Genomic DNA, 16,678 nt, shown 5'->3' on the forward strand with positions numbered 1-16,678 from the left:
GCAGACTTTCCGCGCAGCGCCGGCGCAACCAAGCCTTGCCTTCCTCGCTGGAGATGATGTATTTTACATCATTGTCTTTGTTTTACGCATCAATTATGGTGTGTGTTACGTGAGGCCATCGTGATCACGTCGTTCCAGATGCGGGCAGCGCGTGCGCTGCTCGGGATTGATCAGAAAACCTTGGCCGAGCTGGCCGGCGTGTCGCTGCCGACGATCCAGCGGATGGAAGCCTCCACGGGCAACGTCCGCGGCGTGGTGGACTCGCTGACCAAGGTCGTCGATGCGCTCAATCGTGCGGGCGTGGATCTGATCGGCGAGCGTGCCCGCAGCGAGGATGGCGGGCGTGGCGTTCGCCTGAAGGACCCGGGACCGCCCAACCGTGGGCCGTCAAACTGACACTGCGCGCGATGGCGCGAGCTAGCTTCATCGCGCGGCACGACGGCTGCTGAGCCCGTCGTGTGAGACGCGCCGTGAGCCGCATTGCGGCCTGCGGTGGGAGCGTGATGGGCATGAGCATCGCAGACGGGCACGGCGCGCGGGGGCGGGTCGGACATCATGAGCCGACCTTTGCCGAGCTGTATTCTCCGAAACTTCTGACCGTCCTGCGCGAGGGCTATGGCGTCGCGGATTTCCGCGCCGATGCGCTCGCGGGTCTGACGGTGGCCATCGTCGCGCTGCCGCTGTCGATGGCGATCGCGATCGCCTCCGGCGTCTCGCCGGGGCGCGGCCTGTACACCGCCGTGATCGGCGGCTTCCTGATCTCGCTGCTCGGCGGCAGCCGCTTCCAGATCGGCGGTCCCGCCGGCGCCTTCATCGTCCTCGTCGCCGCCACCGTCGATCGCCAGGGCCTCGACGGCCTGCTGCTCGCGACCATGATGTCCGGCGTGATACTGGTGATCGCCGGGTACTTGCGGCTCGGCACCTACATCAAGTTCATCCCCTATCCGGTCACGGTCGGCTTCACCGCCGGTATCGCCGTGATCATCTTCGCCAGTCAGTTGAAGGACCTGTTCGGCATCACGCTGACGGCCAAGGAGCCCGGCGAGCTGATCCCGAAGCTGATCGCGCTGGCGCATGGCGCACCGACGGCGAGCCTCGCCGCAGTCGCGCTGGCCACGATGTCGATCACGATCATCGTCGGCCTCAAGCAGCTGCGGCCGACCTGGCCCGGCATCCTGATCGCCGTCGTGGTCGCGGCGATCTTCACCTATGCGCTGCAGCTGCCGGTCGAAACCATCGGTACCAAATTCGGCGGCATCCCGCGTGAGCTGCCAGCGCCGGCGCTGCCCGCGTTCTCGCTCGCCAAGATCCAGGCGGTGTTTCCCGACGCGATTGCCTTCGCGCTGCTCGGCGCGATCGAGTCGCTGCTGTCGGCCGTCGTGGCCGACGGCATGACCGGGCGCCGTCACCGCTCGAATTGCGAGCTGGTCGCTCAGGGTTTCGCCAATGTCGGCTCGGCGCTGTTCGGCGGCATCTGCGTCACCGGGACGATCGCGCGCACCGCGACCAATGTCCGCGCCGGCGCGCGCGGCCCGGTTTCGGGCATGCTGCACTCGCTGTTCCTGCTGGTGTTCATGCTGATCGCGGCGCCGCTCGCGAGCTACATCCCGCTGGCGGCGCTGGCCGCCGTGCTGGTCGTGGTCGCCTGGAACATGGCCGAGAAGCATGAGTTCGCGACCCTGATCCGCTCCTCCTGGGGCGATGCCACGGTGCTGCTCGCGACCTTCGGGCTGACGATCTTCCGCGATCTCACCGAGGGCATCCTGGTCGGCTTCGCGCTCGGCGCCGTGCTCTTCATCAACCGGATGGCGCAGATGACCGGCGTCGAGGACGGATCGCCCCTGGTCGCCGAGGACCGAGCAGACTTCGAGGACGGCGTGCGCGTGCCGTACAATCCGAAGCTCAGCGCCGACAAGGACGTGCTGGTCTATCGCATCACCGGCGCGTTCTTCTTCGGTGCGGCCTCGACCGTGGGCACCGTGCTCGACTCCATCGCCGACCGCCGCAAGGCCTTCGTGGTCGATTTCGCCGCCGTGCCGTTCCTGGATTCGACAGCGGCCAATGCGATGAGCCGAGTCGCCGCCAAGGCCAAGCAGCAGGGCATCCGGCTGTTCATCACCGGCGCGTCGCCGACGGTGCGCCGCGCGCTGCTGACCCACGGCGTGCGGCCGCCGCTGGTGCGCTACCGCGAGACCATCGAGCGCGCAGTGGCCGACATCAAGGGCAAGGAGACGCCGCAGGAGGACATTTCCGCCGACGGGCTGGCCGCGAGCTGAGCGCCTGACTGCACGCTGGCCGGGACCGAGGTGCTGCCGACAGGCGGCAGAGCCGAGGCCGCGCCTCCGCCCGGGACCATTGACTCCGGCCGGAGCTTGTCCGATGTCACCGCCATGACCGCCGCCGCCAAACCCCGTGCCGCCTGCCTGATCGGATGGCCCGCCGCCCATTCGCGCTCGCCGCTGATCCATCATCATTGGCTGCACAAGCTCGGCCTTGCCGGCGGCTACTCGATCGAGGCGGTGCCGCCGGAAGAGTTGGCTGAATTCGTCCTGCATCTCGACCGGCGCGGCTTCGTCGGCGCCAACGTCACGATCCCGCACAAGGAGCGCGTGCTGGAGCTGACCGAGCCCGACGCGCGGGCCCGCGCCGTCGGTGCCGCGAACACGCTGTGGTACGAGCACGGACACCTGCGCGCGACCAATACCGATGTCGAGGGCTTCATCGGCAATCTCGATGCGGTGGCGCCGGGCTGGGATCGTACCGACACGGCCGTCGTGCTCGGCTCCGGCGGCTCGGCTCGTGCCGTCGTGTTCGGCCTGCTGGAGCGCGGCATCGGCCGCATTCATGTCGTCAACCGCACCGCCGCGCGCGCGCAGGCGCTGGCGGATCAGTTCGGCGACCGCGTCGTCGCCGAGGGCTGGGAGCGCGTCGCCGCGCTGCTGCCGCATGCGGGCCTGCTGGTGAACACGACGTCGCTCGGCATGCATGGTCAGCCGCCGCTGCAGATCGATCTCGCTCAGCTGCCGCGAGAGGCCGTCGTCGCCGATCTCGTTTATGTGCCGCTGCAGACGCCATTGCTCGCCGCCGCGCAAGCGCGGGGACTGCGCACCGCTGATGGCCTCGGTATGCTGCTGCATCAGGCCGTGCGCGGCTTTCAGCTGTGGTTCGGCGAGCGTCCGCAGGTCACGGCCGAGCTTCGCGCGCTGATCGAGGCCGATCTCACAAAGGCTTGAGCGCGGAATAAGCTCCCCACACTGGCGTTTCACTCCTCATGCGTCCGCGCCCAGACTATGAAGCGCGGAGCGTTCGCCTCAGTCCCGGAGCCCCCCTGCATGTTTGTCCGTACCCTTCTGATCCGTCCGGCCATCGCGCTCGCGATGGTTGCGGCGACGTCCGCTCTTGCGATCTGCCAGCAGGCCCCGGTGCCGACGCGAATCCGCGGCGCCATCGAGAGCATCGATGCCGACACGATGACGGTGAAGGCCCGCAGCGGCGAGCTGTTCAAGCTGCACGTCGCCGGCGACATGAGCGTGAGCGGTGTCGTGAAGGCGGAGCTCTCCGACATCAAGCCGGGATCTTTCATCGGCGCCACCACGGTGCCGGGCCCGGACGGCGCGCCCAAGGCCGTCGAGATCCACATCTTCCCGGAGGCCATGCGCGGCACCGGCGAGGGCTCGCGGCCCTGGGATCTCAAGCCGAACTCCAGCATGACCAACGCGACCGTGGCGGAAAGCTCGGTCTCGACGGATGGCCACACGCTGCTGGTGAAGTACAAGGGCGGCGAGAAGCGCGTCGACATCACGCCGGACACCCCGATCGTCACCTTCGTCCCCGGCGACAAGTCCGAGCTGAAGCCGGGCGCCAAGGTGATCGCGACCGTCAAGCAACTGCCCGACGGCTCCCTCGAAACCAGCCGCGTCAGCGTCGGCCGCGACGGGTTGACACCGCCGATGTGAGGCTGAGCTCATGGTCCCCGGATGCGCGGCGATGGTGTTCGGGGACGCACCTAATTTGTCGGGTGGAATCTCAAGTCAGGCTGATGCGGTACACTGCTTCGGCGCCGAAAAAGGTGAGATCTCGGCCCCGGCCGAGCAATTGTCCCTTCGGGAGCGGGGAGCCGTCCGGAAGCTGGAGTTGCACTCGTTCCGTGCGCAACGTCCCGTCCGCCGTCAGCTGTCCCCAATACGCCGCATCCGGGGGATCTTTGTATTGACGTGAGAAAAGGACGTCTGATCCGGACAACGCAAAACGATGACAGCCACCCAGCTCGGTCGTCCAATAGGACAGCTGAAAATCCGAGGAAATCTTGCACAGCGGAAAGTCGGTGTAGAAGAACATCGCGGCTTCCGCGCCGCTGACGTTCAGCGCGTAACAGTCCGCCATCCCGTCGTCCGGCGGATAGCTCCAGATGATATCGCCTGCTGCCGAGAAACAGACCAGCCCCGCAGATCCAACTCCGCCGCCGAACACCCCTTCGTCGAAATAGCCGACCCAGATGCGGGCGAGGGAATCGACGTACACGTGGCTGATGCCATCGTCGAGATCGATGCGCGTGTGCTGTCCCGAAGCCGGGTCGTAGATGACGGCGTTTCCGACGCCTTCAGGGTATGAGCGAGGATAGACGAGCAGGATCCGTCCATCCGGAAAAAGGTCGACATAGTGAGCCGCGATATCAAGCGGCGGCAGCGCCACGCTTTGAGGCGTTCCCTGGACAGGTACGATCGACAGCCGAAAGGCCTTGCCGGTGGGAGTCTGGGGATCGGACGTTCCAACGCCGCATGGCGCGCCCTCGCTGGTTTCCCTGCGTGCGTCAGCGACGGAGAGGAACAGCAGCGATCCGTCATTCGCGACGGAGCTCGCCCTGAGCGTCCATCCTCCGGCCGTGTCAGGGAGGTCGGCGATCTTATGCAGGCGTATCGTGCGCAAGGACGATGATCCGTTGTCATGACGGCCTCCGCGACGGATTGACGCCGCCGAGGTGAACCGGTGGTGCGCTCCCTCTCCCCGTTCTTCACGGGGAGAGGGTTGGGGTGAGGGGCAGCGGCACGGATGGTGCAACTGATTAGCTGTTAGCTCGGCTAAATGACGATTGCCTCACGGCATAACCAGACTTGCGACCTGGCTCGAACTAATCCGCCAGCACCTTGCGGTCGATCTCGGCCACCGTGTTGACGCCGCACAGGCCCATCGTGGTCAGTAGCTCGTTGCGGATGATGTCGATGGCCTTGGCGACGCCGGCCTGGCCGCCGGCGCCGAGGCCGTAGGCGTAGGCGCGGCCGAGCATGCAGGACTTGGCGCCGAGCGCGAGCGCGCGCATCACGTCCTGGCCGGAGCGGATGCCGCCGTCGAACATGATCTCGATCCTGTCGCCGACCGCCTCGGCAATGCCGGGCAGCACGTGGATCGACGACGGCGCGCCGTCGAGCTGGCGGCCGCCATGGTTGGAAACGACCAGCGCCTGCGCGCCGGTCTCGACCGCGAGCTTGGCGTCCTCGATGTCATGGATGCCCTTGATGATCAGCTTGCCCGGCCAGATCGAGCGGATCCAGTCGACGTCCTTCCAGTTCAGCGAGGTGTCGAACTGCGCGGCCGTCCAGGCCGAGAGCTTGGTGAGATCCTCGGTGTTCTTCACGTGGCCCGCGATATTGCCGAAGGTGCGGCGCTTGCCCTGCAGCACGCCCTGCACCCAGGCCGGCTTGGTGGCGAAATCGAACAGCTTCGACAGCGTCCATTCCGGCGGCACGCTCATGCCGTTCTTGATGTCCTGGTGGCGCTGGCCGATCACCTGCAGGTCGACGGTCAGGCACAGCGCGGTGCACTTGGCGGCGATGGCGCGCTCGACCAGCGCCTTGATGAAGCCGCGGTCCTTCATGACGTAGAGCTGGAACCAGAACGGTTTCTCGACGCTGCCGGCGATGTCCTCGATCGAGCAGATCGACATCGTGCTCTGGGTGAACGGAATGCCGGCGGCCTGCGCGGCCCGGCAGGCGTGGATCTCGCCATCGCCATGCTGCATGCCCAAGAGGCCGACCGGGGCCAGGACCAGCGGCATCGAGGAGGGCTCGCCGAGGATCGTGGTCGACAGATCGCGCTTCGAGACATCGACCAGGATGCGCTGCCGGAACTTGATCTTCTGCAGGTCGTCGCGATTGGCGCGCAGCGTTTCCTCGGCATAGGAGCCGCGATCGGCGTAGTCGAAGAACGCCTTCGGGACGCGCCGCTTGTGCAGCAGGCGCAGATCTTCGATGCAGGTGATGTGCTTCATTGCGGTCGTCGGCTCCCCACCGAGTGTCGTTTCTCGAGCTGGCTGTGATCTAGCATCTTTGCGGCGCCTGCCAAATCCGGCTTGGGGCCTGCAACCGCATCCAGGGCGAGGCCATTACCTGCAACCCCCGATCGGGGCCGCCGTACGTGTGGTTGTTTGCCGGTCCAGGAACTCGGCGGGGGCGAGATGCTTTGCTGTGGCAGGCCGCACCGCGGTGCGGGACGAGCCTGCCCGGCGGACCGTCGGAAAGCGAAAAATTAGTCTTAACAGTACCTTACGTCTATGGTGGCGGTTTCGAGGTAATGATTCATCACATTTTTTGAAGCCATCTTAGCTTCAAGGCGACTATAACCCGCGGGCTGACCGGACCGTCGATCCCGTGATTCGAGCGCGACCGGTGCAGGGAAACCAGGGGCTGTTGCTGGGGGTCGTATGAGCCGTAACTATTTCGGGACCGATGGGATTCGTGGCCGCGCCAACGGCCTGATCACGCCGGAACTCGCGCTCAAGGTCGGGCAGGCCGCAGGCCTTCTGTTTCAGCGCGGCGAGCACCGCCACCGCGTCGTGATCGGCAAGGACACACGCCTCTCCGGCTACATGATCGAATACGCCATGGTTGCGGGCTTCACCTCGGTGGGCATGGACGTGCTGCTGGTCGGCCCGATGCCGACGCCGGCGGTCGCGATGCTGACCAAGTCGATGCGCGCCGATCTCGGCGTCATGATCTCGGCGTCGCACAACCTGTTCGAGGACAACGGCATCAAGCTGTTCGGCCCGCAGGGCTTCAAGCTGTCCGACGATGTCGAAAAGCAGATCGAGCAGCTCCTCGATGAATCGCTCGACAAGAAGCTGGCGCAGAGCGCGAGCCTTGGCCGCGCCCGCCGCATCGACGGCGTGCACGACCGCTACATCGAATTTGCCAAGCGCACGCTGCCGCGTGACCTATCGCTCGACGGCCTGCGCGTGGTCGTCGATTGCGCCAATGGCGCCGCCTACAAGGTGGTGCCGGAAGCGCTGTGGGAACTCGGGGCCGACGTGATCTCGATCGGCGTGGAGCCGGACGGCTTCAACATCAACAAGGAATGCGGTTCGACCTCGCCGGAGGCGCTGTGCCGGAAAGTTCGCGAGATGCGTGCCGACATCGGCATCGCGCTGGACGGTGACGCCGACCGCGTCATCCTGGTCGACGAGCGCGGCCACATCGTCGATGGCGATCAGCTGCTCGCCGTGATCGCGCAGAGCTGGAAGGAAGACGGCCGCCTGGCGCGTCCCGGCATCGTCGCCACCGTGATGTCCAATCTCGGCCTCGAGCGCTTCCTCGAGGGGCAGGGGATGGAGCTGGTGCGCACGCCGGTCGGCGACCGCTACGTGCTCGAGCGCATGCTGGCCGACGGCTACAATCTCGGCGGCGAGCAGTCCGGCCACATCATCCTGTCGGACTATGCTACGACCGGCGACGGCTTCGTCGCGGCGCTGCAGGTGCTTGCGACGGTGCAGCGCTTGCGCCGCCCGGTCTCCGAGGTCTGTCACAAGTTCGACCCGCTGCCGCAGATCCTCAAGAACGTGCGCTATCGCAGCGGCAAGCCGCTCGATGCCGACGAGGTGAAGTCGGCGATCGACACCGGCCAGAAGCGCCTCAACGGCCACGGCCGTCTGCTCGTCCGCTCCTCCGGCACCGAGCCGGTCATCCGCGTGATGGGCGAGGGCGACGACCGCGATCTGGTCGAGGAGGTCGTCGACGAGATCGTCGCCGCAGTGGGCAACGCTGCCGCCGCCGCCTGATCATCTGCTTTCCGCTTGCTGCAGAGGCTTGCCGTCATCCGATGGCAGGCCTTTTTTCTTGCGGGTTCGTCAGTCGCCTCGATCACAACAAGGCTCTTGGCCTCCGATCGAGGCACCCTCTGTCGTCATTGCCGGTGAAACCTCTCCCCGCTCTTCGCGGGGAGAGGTCGGATTGCGCAGCAATCCGGGTGAGGGGCATGGCACATAAGAGGCCTGGAACGAGGTCTGTCGGACGGGGCGCCGTCCTTCGCATTGCTGGAAAGTATCGCGAGAGTCCGTTTGCTAAACTAACAGAGGATCAGTTCGTTTCACTGAAGCGGCACCGCCCGAGCGGCTGCCCCTCACCCCGACCCTCTCCCCGTGAAGAACGGGGAGAGGGAGCGCAACTCGCGTGCGGTGAAAATTCGTGTCGCGATCTCCCGAAGAGCGGGGTGGGATCCAAAGCGAATGCTCTGTCCGAACTAATTAGTCTATGCACGATTTAGCTTGGTGGGTTGTCAGTCCGACAGAGATGCCCTCGCTAACCAATCATTAGGATGCGTTGCGCGTGCGTTAACGGTTCCGTCGTGATCAGGAAATATCAACCTTAATTATTAGGGTTAAGCGCTGCTTAAGCATTTGGTGCGATTGTACAGCCGTCAGTTGTGATGTGGGGCCCATTCCGAACGCCTCACCGGCCAAAGGGACGAAGCCAATGCGTAGCGTTAAGTCTTTGATCGCCGCCGGAGCGGCCTCTCTGTTTTCAACCCTGGCCTTTGCGGCCGATATGCCCATCATGCCTCCCCCGGTCTACGCGCCGCCCCCCGCGGCTGATTTCGGCGGCTGGTATCTGCGCGGCGACATCGGTTTCAGCAACCAGAAGGTCAAGGACATCCGTTATACCAACGCAGCGCTCTATGCGCCGATGACCTCGTTCCAGCAGACGTCGGCGTTCGACACCGCCGGGATCTACGGCATCGGTGCCGGCTACCGCTTCAACAGCTGGTTCCGCGCCGATGTGACTGGCCAGTATCGCGGCAATTCGAACTTCAAGGCCACCGACCGCTTCAACTTCACCTCGGCCGGCACGACCTATCAAGGCATCGACAATTACAGCGCCAGCAAGTCGGAGTGGCTGGTGCTCGCCAACGTCTATGTCGACCTCGGCACCTGGTGGTGCATCACGCCGTTCGTTGGCGCCGGTGTCGGCGGCTCGCGGGTGACCATCTCGAACTTCACCGATACGGGCATCAACAACAGCCCGGGCGCGACGACGAGCTTTGCGACGGCTCCGACCTCCTCGAAGTGGAATCTCGCCTGGGCGGCGCACGCGGGTCTCGCCTACAACGTCAATCCGAACCTCGTGCTCGAACTGGCCTACAGCTATGTCGACCTGGGGCAGGGACAGACCGGCGTGCTCTCGACCTACACCGGCACCACCACCGGCAACATCTTCAAGTTCAGGGACATCACGTCTCACGACCTGAAGCTCGGCGTGCGCTGGAACTTCGACAATCCTCCGCCGCCTCCGATGCCGCCGCTCATCCGCAAGGGCTGAGCCGAACGATCCTGATCCTGAGTTGCGACGGCGCGGGCCTCCCGCGCCGTTTGCTTTTTGAGCCGCGAGTCGAGCCGTACGGCGATGAAAGAATTACCGCGGACAGTGTTCCGGCAACGGATGATTAAGGTTAACGCGCGATGATCACGCCTGAGAGTTCAAGTGGAATTTGGAGCGTTGCGATGCGTAGCCTGATGGTGGGGATTTCGGTATTCGGCATGGTCTCGGCTGCTCAGGCTGCCGACTTGCCCGATCTGCCGATCCTGAGGGGCGGCCTGACCGAAGGTCTCAACAACTCACGGGTCAACTGGGACGGCTACTACGCGGGTATCCAGGGCGGCTACGGCTCGACCGACCAGCATTTCAGCAACACCAATGCGGGCCTTGCCAGCGGCGCGGTTCAGGGGACGGTGATCGGGGCCGAGATGCCCTCGTCCACCTGGAACTGGTCGCCTGGTTTCGGCAGTCAAACTTCCCGATCCTCGAGCTGGGGCGCCTTTGCCGGCTACAACTCGCAATGGGACGACGTCGTTCTGGGCGTTGAAGCGAACTACATGCACGGACCCTTCGGGATCCAGCCTTCGGCGGCCAGGGCGTTCGTTTCAGCTGCTGCGTTGTCGGACACCTTGTTTCATCGTGTCACGGTGACGCAGACGACGCAGATGTCCATCACTGACATGGCGACGATACGCGGTCGCGCCGGTTATGTGATGGGCGCGTTCCTGCCATATGCCCACTTCGGCGTGGCCATCGGGAATGCCAACATCGGTCAGACTGCGACCGTTCAGGATTCGACGGGGGCGGCGGCTGCCGGCCCCTTTACGGTCGTCAGTACGTTCAACGCCAACAATCTGAACCACAATCGCCTGATCTACGGCTACAGTGCCGGCCTCGGCGTCGACGTCAATCTGGTCGGCGGCCTGTTTGCGCGTGCGGAATACGAATACGTCCGCTTCACCTCGACCGTCGAAACCAATATCAACACGGTGCGCGCCGGCGTCGGCTACAAGTTCTGATCCGGCTGTCCCGAACGGGTCGGACAAAATGTCGATCACCATCCGGCCAGCGCGGCGTGAGGATGTCGGCGCCATCGTCGCGATGCTCGCCGATGATCATCTCGGGCGAGCCCGCGAGCGCCTCGAGGATCCGCTGCCGGAATCCTACTTCGCGGCCTTCGAAGCGATCTCGCGCGATTTGAACATCACCGTGGTGGTGGCCGAGGAGGCGGGCAGGGTGGTCGGCTGCCTGCAATTGTGCATCCTGCCCGGCCTCAGTTCGCAAGGCGCATCACGGGCGCTGGTCGAGGATGTCCGTGTCGCCACCGACCGCCGCAGCCGCGGCATCGGCGAGCTACTGCTGCAATGGGCGATCGGTGAGGCACGAAGCCGGCGCTGCAATCTGATCGAGCTGATGACGCACCAGAGCCGCACCGACGCGCAACGCTTCTACGAGCGGCTCGGCTTTGCCAAGAGCCATTTCGGCATGGTGATGCGGTTCTGACGTTGGCTACGTCGGCAGCCGGTAGGCCGCCATGGCATTCGGGCCGAAGGCCTTGTTGCGGATGTCGGGGCCGAGTTGCGTCAGGCACGAGTCGAGCGCCTGTTTGATCTCGTGATAGCTGCCGGCGAGCAGGCAGACCGGCCAGTCCGAGCCGAAGATCAGCCGGTCCGGGCCAAAGCAGCGCGCGACATGCATCACATAGGGTTGCAGCCGCTCGGCATCCCAGGCGGTCCAGTCAGCTTCCGTGGCGAGCCCCGAGACCTTGCACCAGACCTTGCCGGCGGTTGCCAGTTCAGCGATGCGATCGGCCCAGGCCTGATCGAAGCCGGTTGCGATCGGGGGCTTGGCGGCGTGGTCGAGCACGAAGCGCGCTGTCGGGAACGCGCGCACGGTGGCGATCGACGACGGCAGCTCGCGTGTGCGCACCAGGAGATCGTAGGTCAGATCGTGCGCGAACACGGCTTCGAGGCCACGCCGCACGTCGCTGCGCGACAGCCAATCAGGATCGGCCTCGTCGTGAACCTGATGGCGGATTCCGATCAGCCTGTCGCCGCCGGGCAGGCTGCGCAGCCGGTCAATCGTTGCTCCCAGCGATGGATCGGTCAGGTCGACCCAGCCGACGACGCCCGCGACGAACGGCGTCTCATGCGCGATGCGCAGGAACTCCTCGGTCTCGTCGAGCGACGATCTGGTCTGCACCAGGATGCTGACATCGAGCGCGTGGTCCGCGAGCAGCGGCGCGAGATCGGCGGGGCCGAACGGCCGCCGGATCGGCGCCAGCGCGTCGCCGGCCATCCACGGATAGTCTGCGCGAGCGGGGTCCCAGAAATGCTGATGCGCATCGATGCGGCGGCTCATCAGGCGCCTCCGGGCAGCGGCGCCCGCGCATCGACCAGGTTGCTGTCGCGCAGCGCGCGCCAGAACGCTGCCGGAACCGGCGCCTGCGCCATCGCGATGTTGTCGGCCGCCTCCTGCGCGGTTCGCGCGCCCTGCAGGCCGACGGTGATGGCGGGATGAGCGAGGCAGAACTGGATCGCGGCGGCCTTGAGCTCGGTGCCGTGCTGTTTGCACAATGCATCGAGCTGGCGTGCGCGGGCGACGAGGTCGGCATTGGCGTCCTCGTAGTTGAACTTCGCCTGCCCGAATGGATCCGCCAGAATGCCGCTGTTGTAGATGCCGCCGAGCAGGATGGCGATGCTCTGCCTCTGGCACAACGAAAGCAGCGTGTTCAGCGATCCCTGGTCGAGCAGCGTGTAGCGGCCGGCCAGAAGGAAGCAATCGACTGAAACGGCTTCCGCGAAGCGCGCCAGCATCTCCGACTGGTTCATGCCGGCCCCGATCGCCTTGATGCTGCCGTCGTCCCGCAGCCGCTGCAGCGCGCGGAACGCGCCGGCGACGGCGTCGTCGTAGTGGTCGTCGGGATCGTGCACCAGCAGGATGTCGATGCGATCGAAGCCGAGGCGGGTCAGGCTCTCCTCGACCGAACGCATGACGCCGTCGTAGGAATAGTCGAAATACGCCCGCACCGGTGGGACGCCCTTGAATTGCGGGTCTTCCGCTGGATTCGGTTCAGGCCGCAGTAGGCGTCCGACCTTGGTCGAGAGCACATAGCTGTCGCGCGGCTGCTGGCGCAGAAATGCGCCGAGCCGCTGCTCGGCCAGGCCGAAGCCATAGAAGGGGGCGGTGTCGAAAAATCGCACCCCGTTTGACCAAGCGGCCGCGATCGTGGCCTCGGCATCTTGATCGCTCACCGGCTCGAACAGGCCGCCGAGCGGCGCTGTGCCCAGGCCAAGCCGGGTGACGTCGAGCGAGGTCCTCCCCAGACGGACGCGTTCCATTGTTCTGATCCTTGTTGTTCGGCGCGTTTGGATGACCTCATTGTGCATGGATGCATGCGGCCAGACAATGACCTCGCATGGTGCGCCACAACGAGAACGGAATTGGAGGGGCGATGTCTGAGATCAATCCGCTGACGGCGCTGGGCGTCGTGGTGGCGACTGCGGCGACGGACGCCGTCTATGTGATGTTCACCTCGGCGGTGGTCGCGCGGCGCCGGTTGTCGGCCGCGACGTGGAGCTCGATCTGGTACATGCTCTCGTCCTTCGCCGTCATCAGCTATACCGAGAACTGGATCTACGTCGCATTCGCGGCGGTGGGCTCATGGATCGGCGCCTACGCGTCGATGACGTTCCTGCACCGTCCGCCCGCCGGCCAAGCGCCGGTGGGATCGCCGCCGGAATAGTGCTGCTTGTATGCCAGCACGTCTGCGTGAGCGGGGATATCAGCGCGCGCGAAGTTCCTTGACGAGGAACGACCGTTCCCTTAATCACGCCGGCGGGACACCTCCCCCCAACGGGAGGCTTACTATCTGGAAGGATAGACGATGACTGCAGCGAAGCCCTCGCAGCGGCCTGCCGTGCCGCATTTCTCCTCCGGCCCCTGCGCCAAGCGCCCCGGATGGACCTCCGAAAATCTCAAGGACGCTCCCCTCGGCCGCTCGCATCGCGCGAAGGTCGGCAAAGCCAAGCTCAAGCAGGCGATCGAGCTGACGCGCGACGTGCTCGAAGTGCCCGCCGACTACAAGATCGGCATCGTGCCGGCGTCGGACACCGGTGCCGTCGAGATGGCGCTGTGGTCGCTGCTCGGTGCGCGACCCGTCACCACGATCGCCTGGGAATCGTTCGGCGAGGGCTGGGTCAGCGACATCGTCAAGGAACTCAAGCTCAAGGACGTCACCAAGCTGCATGCCGGCTATGGCGAGATCCCGGATCTCTCGAAGGTCGATCCGGCCAGCGACATCGTCTTCACCTGGAACGGCACCACCTCGGGCGTGCGCGTGCCGAATGCCGACTGGATCAGCGCGAGCCGTGAAGGCCTCACGATCTGCGACGCGACCTCGGCCGCGTTCGCGCAACCGCTCGACTGGCCGAAGCTCGACGTCGTCACCTTCTCCTGGCAGAAGGCGCTCGGCGGCGAGGCCGCGCATGGCATGCTGATCCTGTCGCCGCGTGCGGTAGAGCGCCTCGAAACCTACAAGCCGGCGTGGCCGCTGCCGAAGATCTTCCGCCTCACCAAGGGCGGCAAGCTCAATGCCGGCATCTTCGAAGGCGAGACCATCAACACGCCGTCGATGCTGTGCGTCGAGGACTATCTGGACGCGCTCAACTGGGGCAAGTCGATCGGCGGCCTGAAGGCGCTGATCGCTCGTGCCGACGCCAACACCAAGGTGCTGGCGGACTGGAAGGCGCGTACGCCCTGGATCGACTTCCTCGCGCAGGATCCCGCGATCCGCTCCAACACGTCGGTGTGCCTGAAAGTGGTCGATCCCGCGATCACCGCGCTGTCGGCCGATGCGCAGGCGGAGTTTGCCAAGAAGCTGGTGTCGCTGGTCGAGAAGGAGAACGCCGGCTTCGACTTCGCGCATTATCGCGATGCGCCGGCGGGCCTGCGGATCTGGTGCGGCGCGACCGTGGAGGCCAGCGACGTTGCGCTGCTGACGCAGTGGATCGACTGGGCGTTCACCGAGGCCAAGGCCGCGCTGCCGAAGGTGGCCTGAGGCACTTGCGTCATTGCGAGCGCAGCGACGTGTCCGCCGAAGCCCAACGGGCGAAGGCGGAAGCAATCCAGGGCCACGAAGAAAGTCTGGATTGCTTCGTCGCTTCGCTCCTCGCAATGACGAAAATGAGCAGCGTAGGGTGGGCAAAGGCGCGCAGCGCCGTGCCCACCATCTACCTGACCTGACGCGAGAGAGCGGTGGGCACGCTTCGCTTTGCCCACCCTACGAGCTTTCACCTTATTTCGGCGCCGTGCGCCGCGCCTCTGTCGAGGAGGCCGTGAAGGAAACATCGCCATGACCAAACCCAGAGTTCTCATCTCCGATGCACTGTCGCCGGCTGCCGTGCAGATCTTCAAGGATCGCGGCGTCGAGGTCGACTTCCAGCCCAATCTGGGCAAGGACAAGGACAAGCTCGCCGACATCATCGGCGACTATGACGGCCTCGCGATCCGCTCCGCGACCAAGGCCACGGCCAAGATCATCGAGCGCGCCAAGCGGCTCAAGGTGATCGGCCGCGCCGGCATCGGCGTCGACAATGTCGAGATCCCCGCGGCGACCGCCAAGGGCGTCATCGTCATGAACACGCCGTTCGGCAACTCGATCACCACCGCCGAGCATGCCATCACGCTGATGCTGTCGCTGGCGCGCGAGATCCCGCAGGCCGATGCCTCGACCCAGGCCGGCAAGTGGGAGAAGAACCGCTTCATGGGCGTCGAGATCACCGGCAAGACGCTGGGCGTGATCGGCTGCGGCAACATCGGCTCGATCGTCTGCGACCGTGCGCAGGGCCTGCGCATGAAGGTGATCGGCTTCGACCCGTTCCTCACCGAGGAGCGCGCGCTCGATCTCGGCGTCGAGAAGGTCGAGCTCGACGAGCTGCTGAAGCGCGCCGATTTCATCACGCTGCATACGCCGCTGACCGACAAGACCCGCAACATCATCGACGCCGCGGCGTTCGCCAAGATGAAGAAGGGCGTGCGTCTCATCAACTGCGCGCGCGGCGGCCTCGTCGACGAGCAGGCGCTGCTCGCGGCGCTCGACAGCAAGCATGTCGCAGGTGCGGCGCTCGACGTGTTCGCCGAGGAGCCGGCGACCAGCAATGCGCTGTTCGGCCACCCCAACGTGATCTGCACGCCGCATCTCGGCGCGTCCACCACCGAGGCGCAGGAAAACGTCGCGCTGCAGATCGCCGAGCAGATGTCGGACTATCTCCTGACCGGCGCGATCTCCAACGCGATCAACTTCCCGTCGATCACCGCCGAGGAAGCGCCGAAGCTGAAGCCGTTCATCGCGCTCGCCGAGAAGCTCGGCTCGTTCGCGGGCCAGCTCACCGAGAGCAGCATCACCAAAATCCAGATCACCTACGAAGGCCACGTCGCGGAGATGAAGACGCGGGCGCTCACGTCGGCGGTGCTGGCCGGCCTGCTCAGGCCGATGCTGGGCGAGGTCAACGTCGTGTCGGCGCCGGTCATTGCCAAGGAGCGCGGCATGATCGTCGACGAGGTGCTGCGTGCCGGCGAGAGCGACTATGAGAGCCTGATCACGGTGTCGGTCACCACCGAGCACCAGGAGCGCGCGGTGTCGGGCACGGTCTATGCCGACGGCAAGCCGCGCCTCGTCGACATCAAGGGCATTCGTGTCGACGCCGAGTTCGGCTCGGCGATGATCTACGTCACCAACGAGGACAAGCCGGGCTTCATCGGCAAGTTCGCGAGCCTGCTCGGCGACGCAAAGATCAACATCGCGACCTTCCACCTCGGCCGCGTCGCCGCCGGCGGCGACGCCATCGCGCTGGTCGAAATCGACGGCGCGGTGCCGGCGGAGCTGCTGGCGAAGATCCAGGCGCTGCCGCAGGTCAAGCAGGCCAAGGCGCTGGCGTTCTGATCGCCTGATTGGATGACTTGAAACGGCGGCACGGCCTCTGGCCTGCCGCCGTTTTTGATTCTGAACGGGTACGGGGAGACTTCTCTCGATTGAACCCGGCTTTCTTTCGCTGCGTCTAACGCCCGATGAAGGACCGGCTGCCCCGGTCCCGCGG

General features: G+C 65.4%; 16 protein-coding genes. 12 read left to right on the top strand and 4 right to left on the bottom strand.

What is annotated here, in order from left to right; genetic code table 11:
• Positions 1–120 precede the first annotated feature (120 nt).
• The 4 genes from ACQR07_RS35180 to ACQR07_RS35195 all read left to right on the top strand — a co-directional run bounded on the left by ACQR07_RS35180 (position 121) and on the right by ACQR07_RS35195 (position 3,956).
• Complete coding sequence (locus ACQR07_RS35180) at positions 121–396, top strand: helix-turn-helix domain-containing protein (RefSeq protein WP_434906631.1); 276 nt, start codon at positions 121–123, stop codon at positions 394–396.
• Between the two features lie 113 nt (positions 397–509).
• Entirely contained in the window at positions 510–2,276 is a 1,767-nt protein-coding gene (locus ACQR07_RS35185) for a SulP family inorganic anion transporter (RefSeq protein ID WP_434906632.1), read from the top strand.
• Between the two features lie 114 nt (positions 2,277–2,390).
• Positions 2,391–3,233, top strand: a complete 843-nt coding sequence (locus tag ACQR07_RS35190; RefSeq protein WP_434906633.1) for a shikimate dehydrogenase — start codon at positions 2,391–2,393, stop codon at positions 3,231–3,233.
• Positions 3,234–3,377: 144 nt separating this feature from the next.
• Complete coding sequence (locus tag ACQR07_RS35195) at positions 3,378–3,956, top strand: hypothetical protein (RefSeq protein ID WP_434906665.1); 579 nt, start codon at positions 3,378–3,380, stop codon at positions 3,954–3,956.
• A 70-nt stretch (positions 3,957–4,026) separates the two neighbouring features.
• Here ACQR07_RS35195 and ACQR07_RS35200 read toward each other — a convergent pair whose 3' ends face one another.
• Positions 4,027–4,926, bottom strand: a complete 900-nt coding sequence (locus ACQR07_RS35200) for a hypothetical protein (protein ID WP_434906634.1) — start codon at positions 4,924–4,926, stop codon at positions 4,027–4,029.
• A 202-nt stretch (positions 4,927–5,128) separates the two neighbouring features.
• Positions 5,129–6,265, bottom strand: a complete 1,137-nt coding sequence (locus tag ACQR07_RS35205) for an alpha-hydroxy acid oxidase (RefSeq protein ID WP_434906635.1) — start codon at positions 6,263–6,265, stop codon at positions 5,129–5,131.
• A gap of 432 nt (positions 6,266–6,697) precedes the next feature.
• Here ACQR07_RS35205 and glmM point away from each other — a divergent pair, with 432 nt between their 5' ends.
• The 4 genes from glmM to ACQR07_RS35225 all read left to right on the top strand — a co-directional run bounded on the left by glmM (position 6,698) and on the right by ACQR07_RS35225 (position 11,084).
• Positions 6,698–8,047: a phosphoglucosamine mutase gene (gene glmM, locus ACQR07_RS35210; protein WP_434906636.1), complete on the top strand. Its 1,350-nt coding sequence runs from the start codon at positions 6,698–6,700 to the stop codon at positions 8,045–8,047.
• Between the two features lie 694 nt (positions 8,048–8,741).
• Positions 8,742–9,584 (top strand): outer membrane protein, encoded by an 843-nt coding sequence (locus ACQR07_RS35215; protein ID WP_434906637.1) that lies wholly within the window; start codon positions 8,742–8,744, stop codon positions 9,582–9,584.
• 182 nt (positions 9,585–9,766) lie between these two features.
• Positions 9,767–10,600 carry an outer membrane protein gene (locus ACQR07_RS35220; RefSeq protein ID WP_434906638.1) on the top strand — a complete coding sequence of 278 codons (834 nt, stop codon included), beginning with the start codon at positions 9,767–9,769 and terminating at the stop codon, positions 10,598–10,600.
• A gap of 28 nt (positions 10,601–10,628) precedes the next feature.
• Complete coding sequence (locus tag ACQR07_RS35225) at positions 10,629–11,084, top strand: GNAT family N-acetyltransferase (protein WP_434906639.1); 456 nt, start codon at positions 10,629–10,631, stop codon at positions 11,082–11,084.
• Positions 11,085–11,090: 6 nt separating this feature from the next.
• Here the strand turns inward: ACQR07_RS35225 and ACQR07_RS35230 are convergent, their stop codons facing one another.
• Entirely contained in the window at positions 11,091–11,942 is an 852-nt protein-coding gene (locus ACQR07_RS35230; protein WP_434906640.1) for an amidohydrolase family protein, read from the bottom strand.
• Positions 11,942–12,922: an aldo/keto reductase gene (locus tag ACQR07_RS35235; protein WP_434906641.1), complete on the bottom strand. Its 981-nt coding sequence runs from the start codon at positions 12,920–12,922 to the stop codon at positions 11,942–11,944. The genes ACQR07_RS35230 and ACQR07_RS35235 overlap by 1 nt, the downstream gene beginning before the upstream one ends.
• A gap of 113 nt (positions 12,923–13,035) precedes the next feature.
• Here ACQR07_RS35235 and ACQR07_RS35240 point away from each other — a divergent pair, with 113 nt between their 5' ends.
• The 4 genes from ACQR07_RS35240 (at position 13,036) to serA (ending at position 16,524) form a co-directional block, all read left to right on the top strand.
• Positions 13,036–13,326 carry a hypothetical protein gene (locus tag ACQR07_RS35240; RefSeq protein WP_434906642.1) on the top strand — a complete coding sequence of 97 codons (291 nt, stop codon included), beginning with the start codon at positions 13,036–13,038 and terminating at the stop codon, positions 13,324–13,326.
• A gap of 141 nt (positions 13,327–13,467) precedes the next feature.
• Positions 13,468–14,640: a phosphoserine transaminase gene (locus ACQR07_RS35245; RefSeq protein WP_434906643.1), complete on the top strand. Its 1,173-nt coding sequence runs from the start codon at positions 13,468–13,470 to the stop codon at positions 14,638–14,640.
• Positions 14,641–14,669: 29 nt separating this feature from the next.
• A complete protein-coding gene (locus ACQR07_RS35250; protein ID WP_434906644.1) occupies positions 14,670–14,825 on the top strand; it encodes a hypothetical protein in 156 nt (51 codons plus the stop codon).
• Between the two features lie 109 nt (positions 14,826–14,934).
• On the top strand, positions 14,935–16,524 hold the full coding sequence (serA, locus tag ACQR07_RS35255) for a phosphoglycerate dehydrogenase (protein WP_434906645.1): 1,590 nt from the start codon (positions 14,935–14,937) through the stop codon (positions 16,522–16,524).
• The last annotated feature ends 154 nt before the right edge of the window (positions 16,525–16,678 follow it).

It is taken from the genome of Bradyrhizobium sp. HKCCYLS20291, from assembly GCF_051167715.1.
In the GTDB taxonomy this organism is placed as follows: domain Bacteria; phylum Pseudomonadota; class Alphaproteobacteria; order Rhizobiales; family Xanthobacteraceae; genus Bradyrhizobium.

Excerpts from the sequence above, each read along its gene's own strand:
- ACQR07_RS35215 (WP_434906637.1), top strand. The coding sequence starts at position 8,742 with ATGCGTAGCGTTAAGTCTTTGATCGCCGCCGGAGCGGCCTCTCTGTTT.
- ACQR07_RS35220 (WP_434906638.1), top strand. The coding sequence starts at position 9,767 with ATGCGTAGCCTGATGGTGGGGATTTCGGTATTCGGCATGGTCTCGGCT.
- ACQR07_RS35240 (WP_434906642.1), top strand. The coding sequence starts at position 13,036 with ATGTCTGAGATCAATCCGCTGACGGCGCTGGGCGTCGTGGTGGCGACT.
- serA (WP_434906645.1), top strand. The coding sequence starts at position 14,935 with ATGACCAAACCCAGAGTTCTCATCTCCGATGCACTGTCGCCGGCTGCC.
- ACQR07_RS35235 (WP_434906641.1), bottom strand. The coding sequence starts at position 12,922 with ATGGAACGCGTCCGTCTGGGGAGGACCTCGCTCGACGTCACCCGGCTT.
- ACQR07_RS35230 (WP_434906640.1), bottom strand. The coding sequence starts at position 11,942 with ATGAGCCGCCGCATCGATGCGCATCAGCATTTCTGGGACCCCGCTCGC.
- ACQR07_RS35245 (WP_434906643.1), top strand. The coding sequence starts at position 13,468 with ATGACTGCAGCGAAGCCCTCGCAGCGGCCTGCCGTGCCGCATTTCTCC.
- ACQR07_RS35190 (WP_434906633.1), top strand. The coding sequence starts at position 2,391 with ATGACCGCCGCCGCCAAACCCCGTGCCGCCTGCCTGATCGGATGGCCC.
- ACQR07_RS35195 (WP_434906665.1), top strand. The coding sequence starts at position 3,378 with ATGGTTGCGGCGACGTCCGCTCTTGCGATCTGCCAGCAGGCCCCGGTG.
- glmM (WP_434906636.1), top strand. The coding sequence starts at position 6,698 with ATGAGCCGTAACTATTTCGGGACCGATGGGATTCGTGGCCGCGCCAAC.
- ACQR07_RS35185 (WP_434906632.1), top strand. The coding sequence starts at position 510 with ATGAGCATCGCAGACGGGCACGGCGCGCGGGGGCGGGTCGGACATCAT.
- ACQR07_RS35225 (WP_434906639.1), top strand. The coding sequence starts at position 10,629 with ATGTCGATCACCATCCGGCCAGCGCGGCGTGAGGATGTCGGCGCCATC.
- ACQR07_RS35205 (WP_434906635.1), bottom strand. The coding sequence starts at position 6,265 with ATGAAGCACATCACCTGCATCGAAGATCTGCGCCTGCTGCACAAGCGG.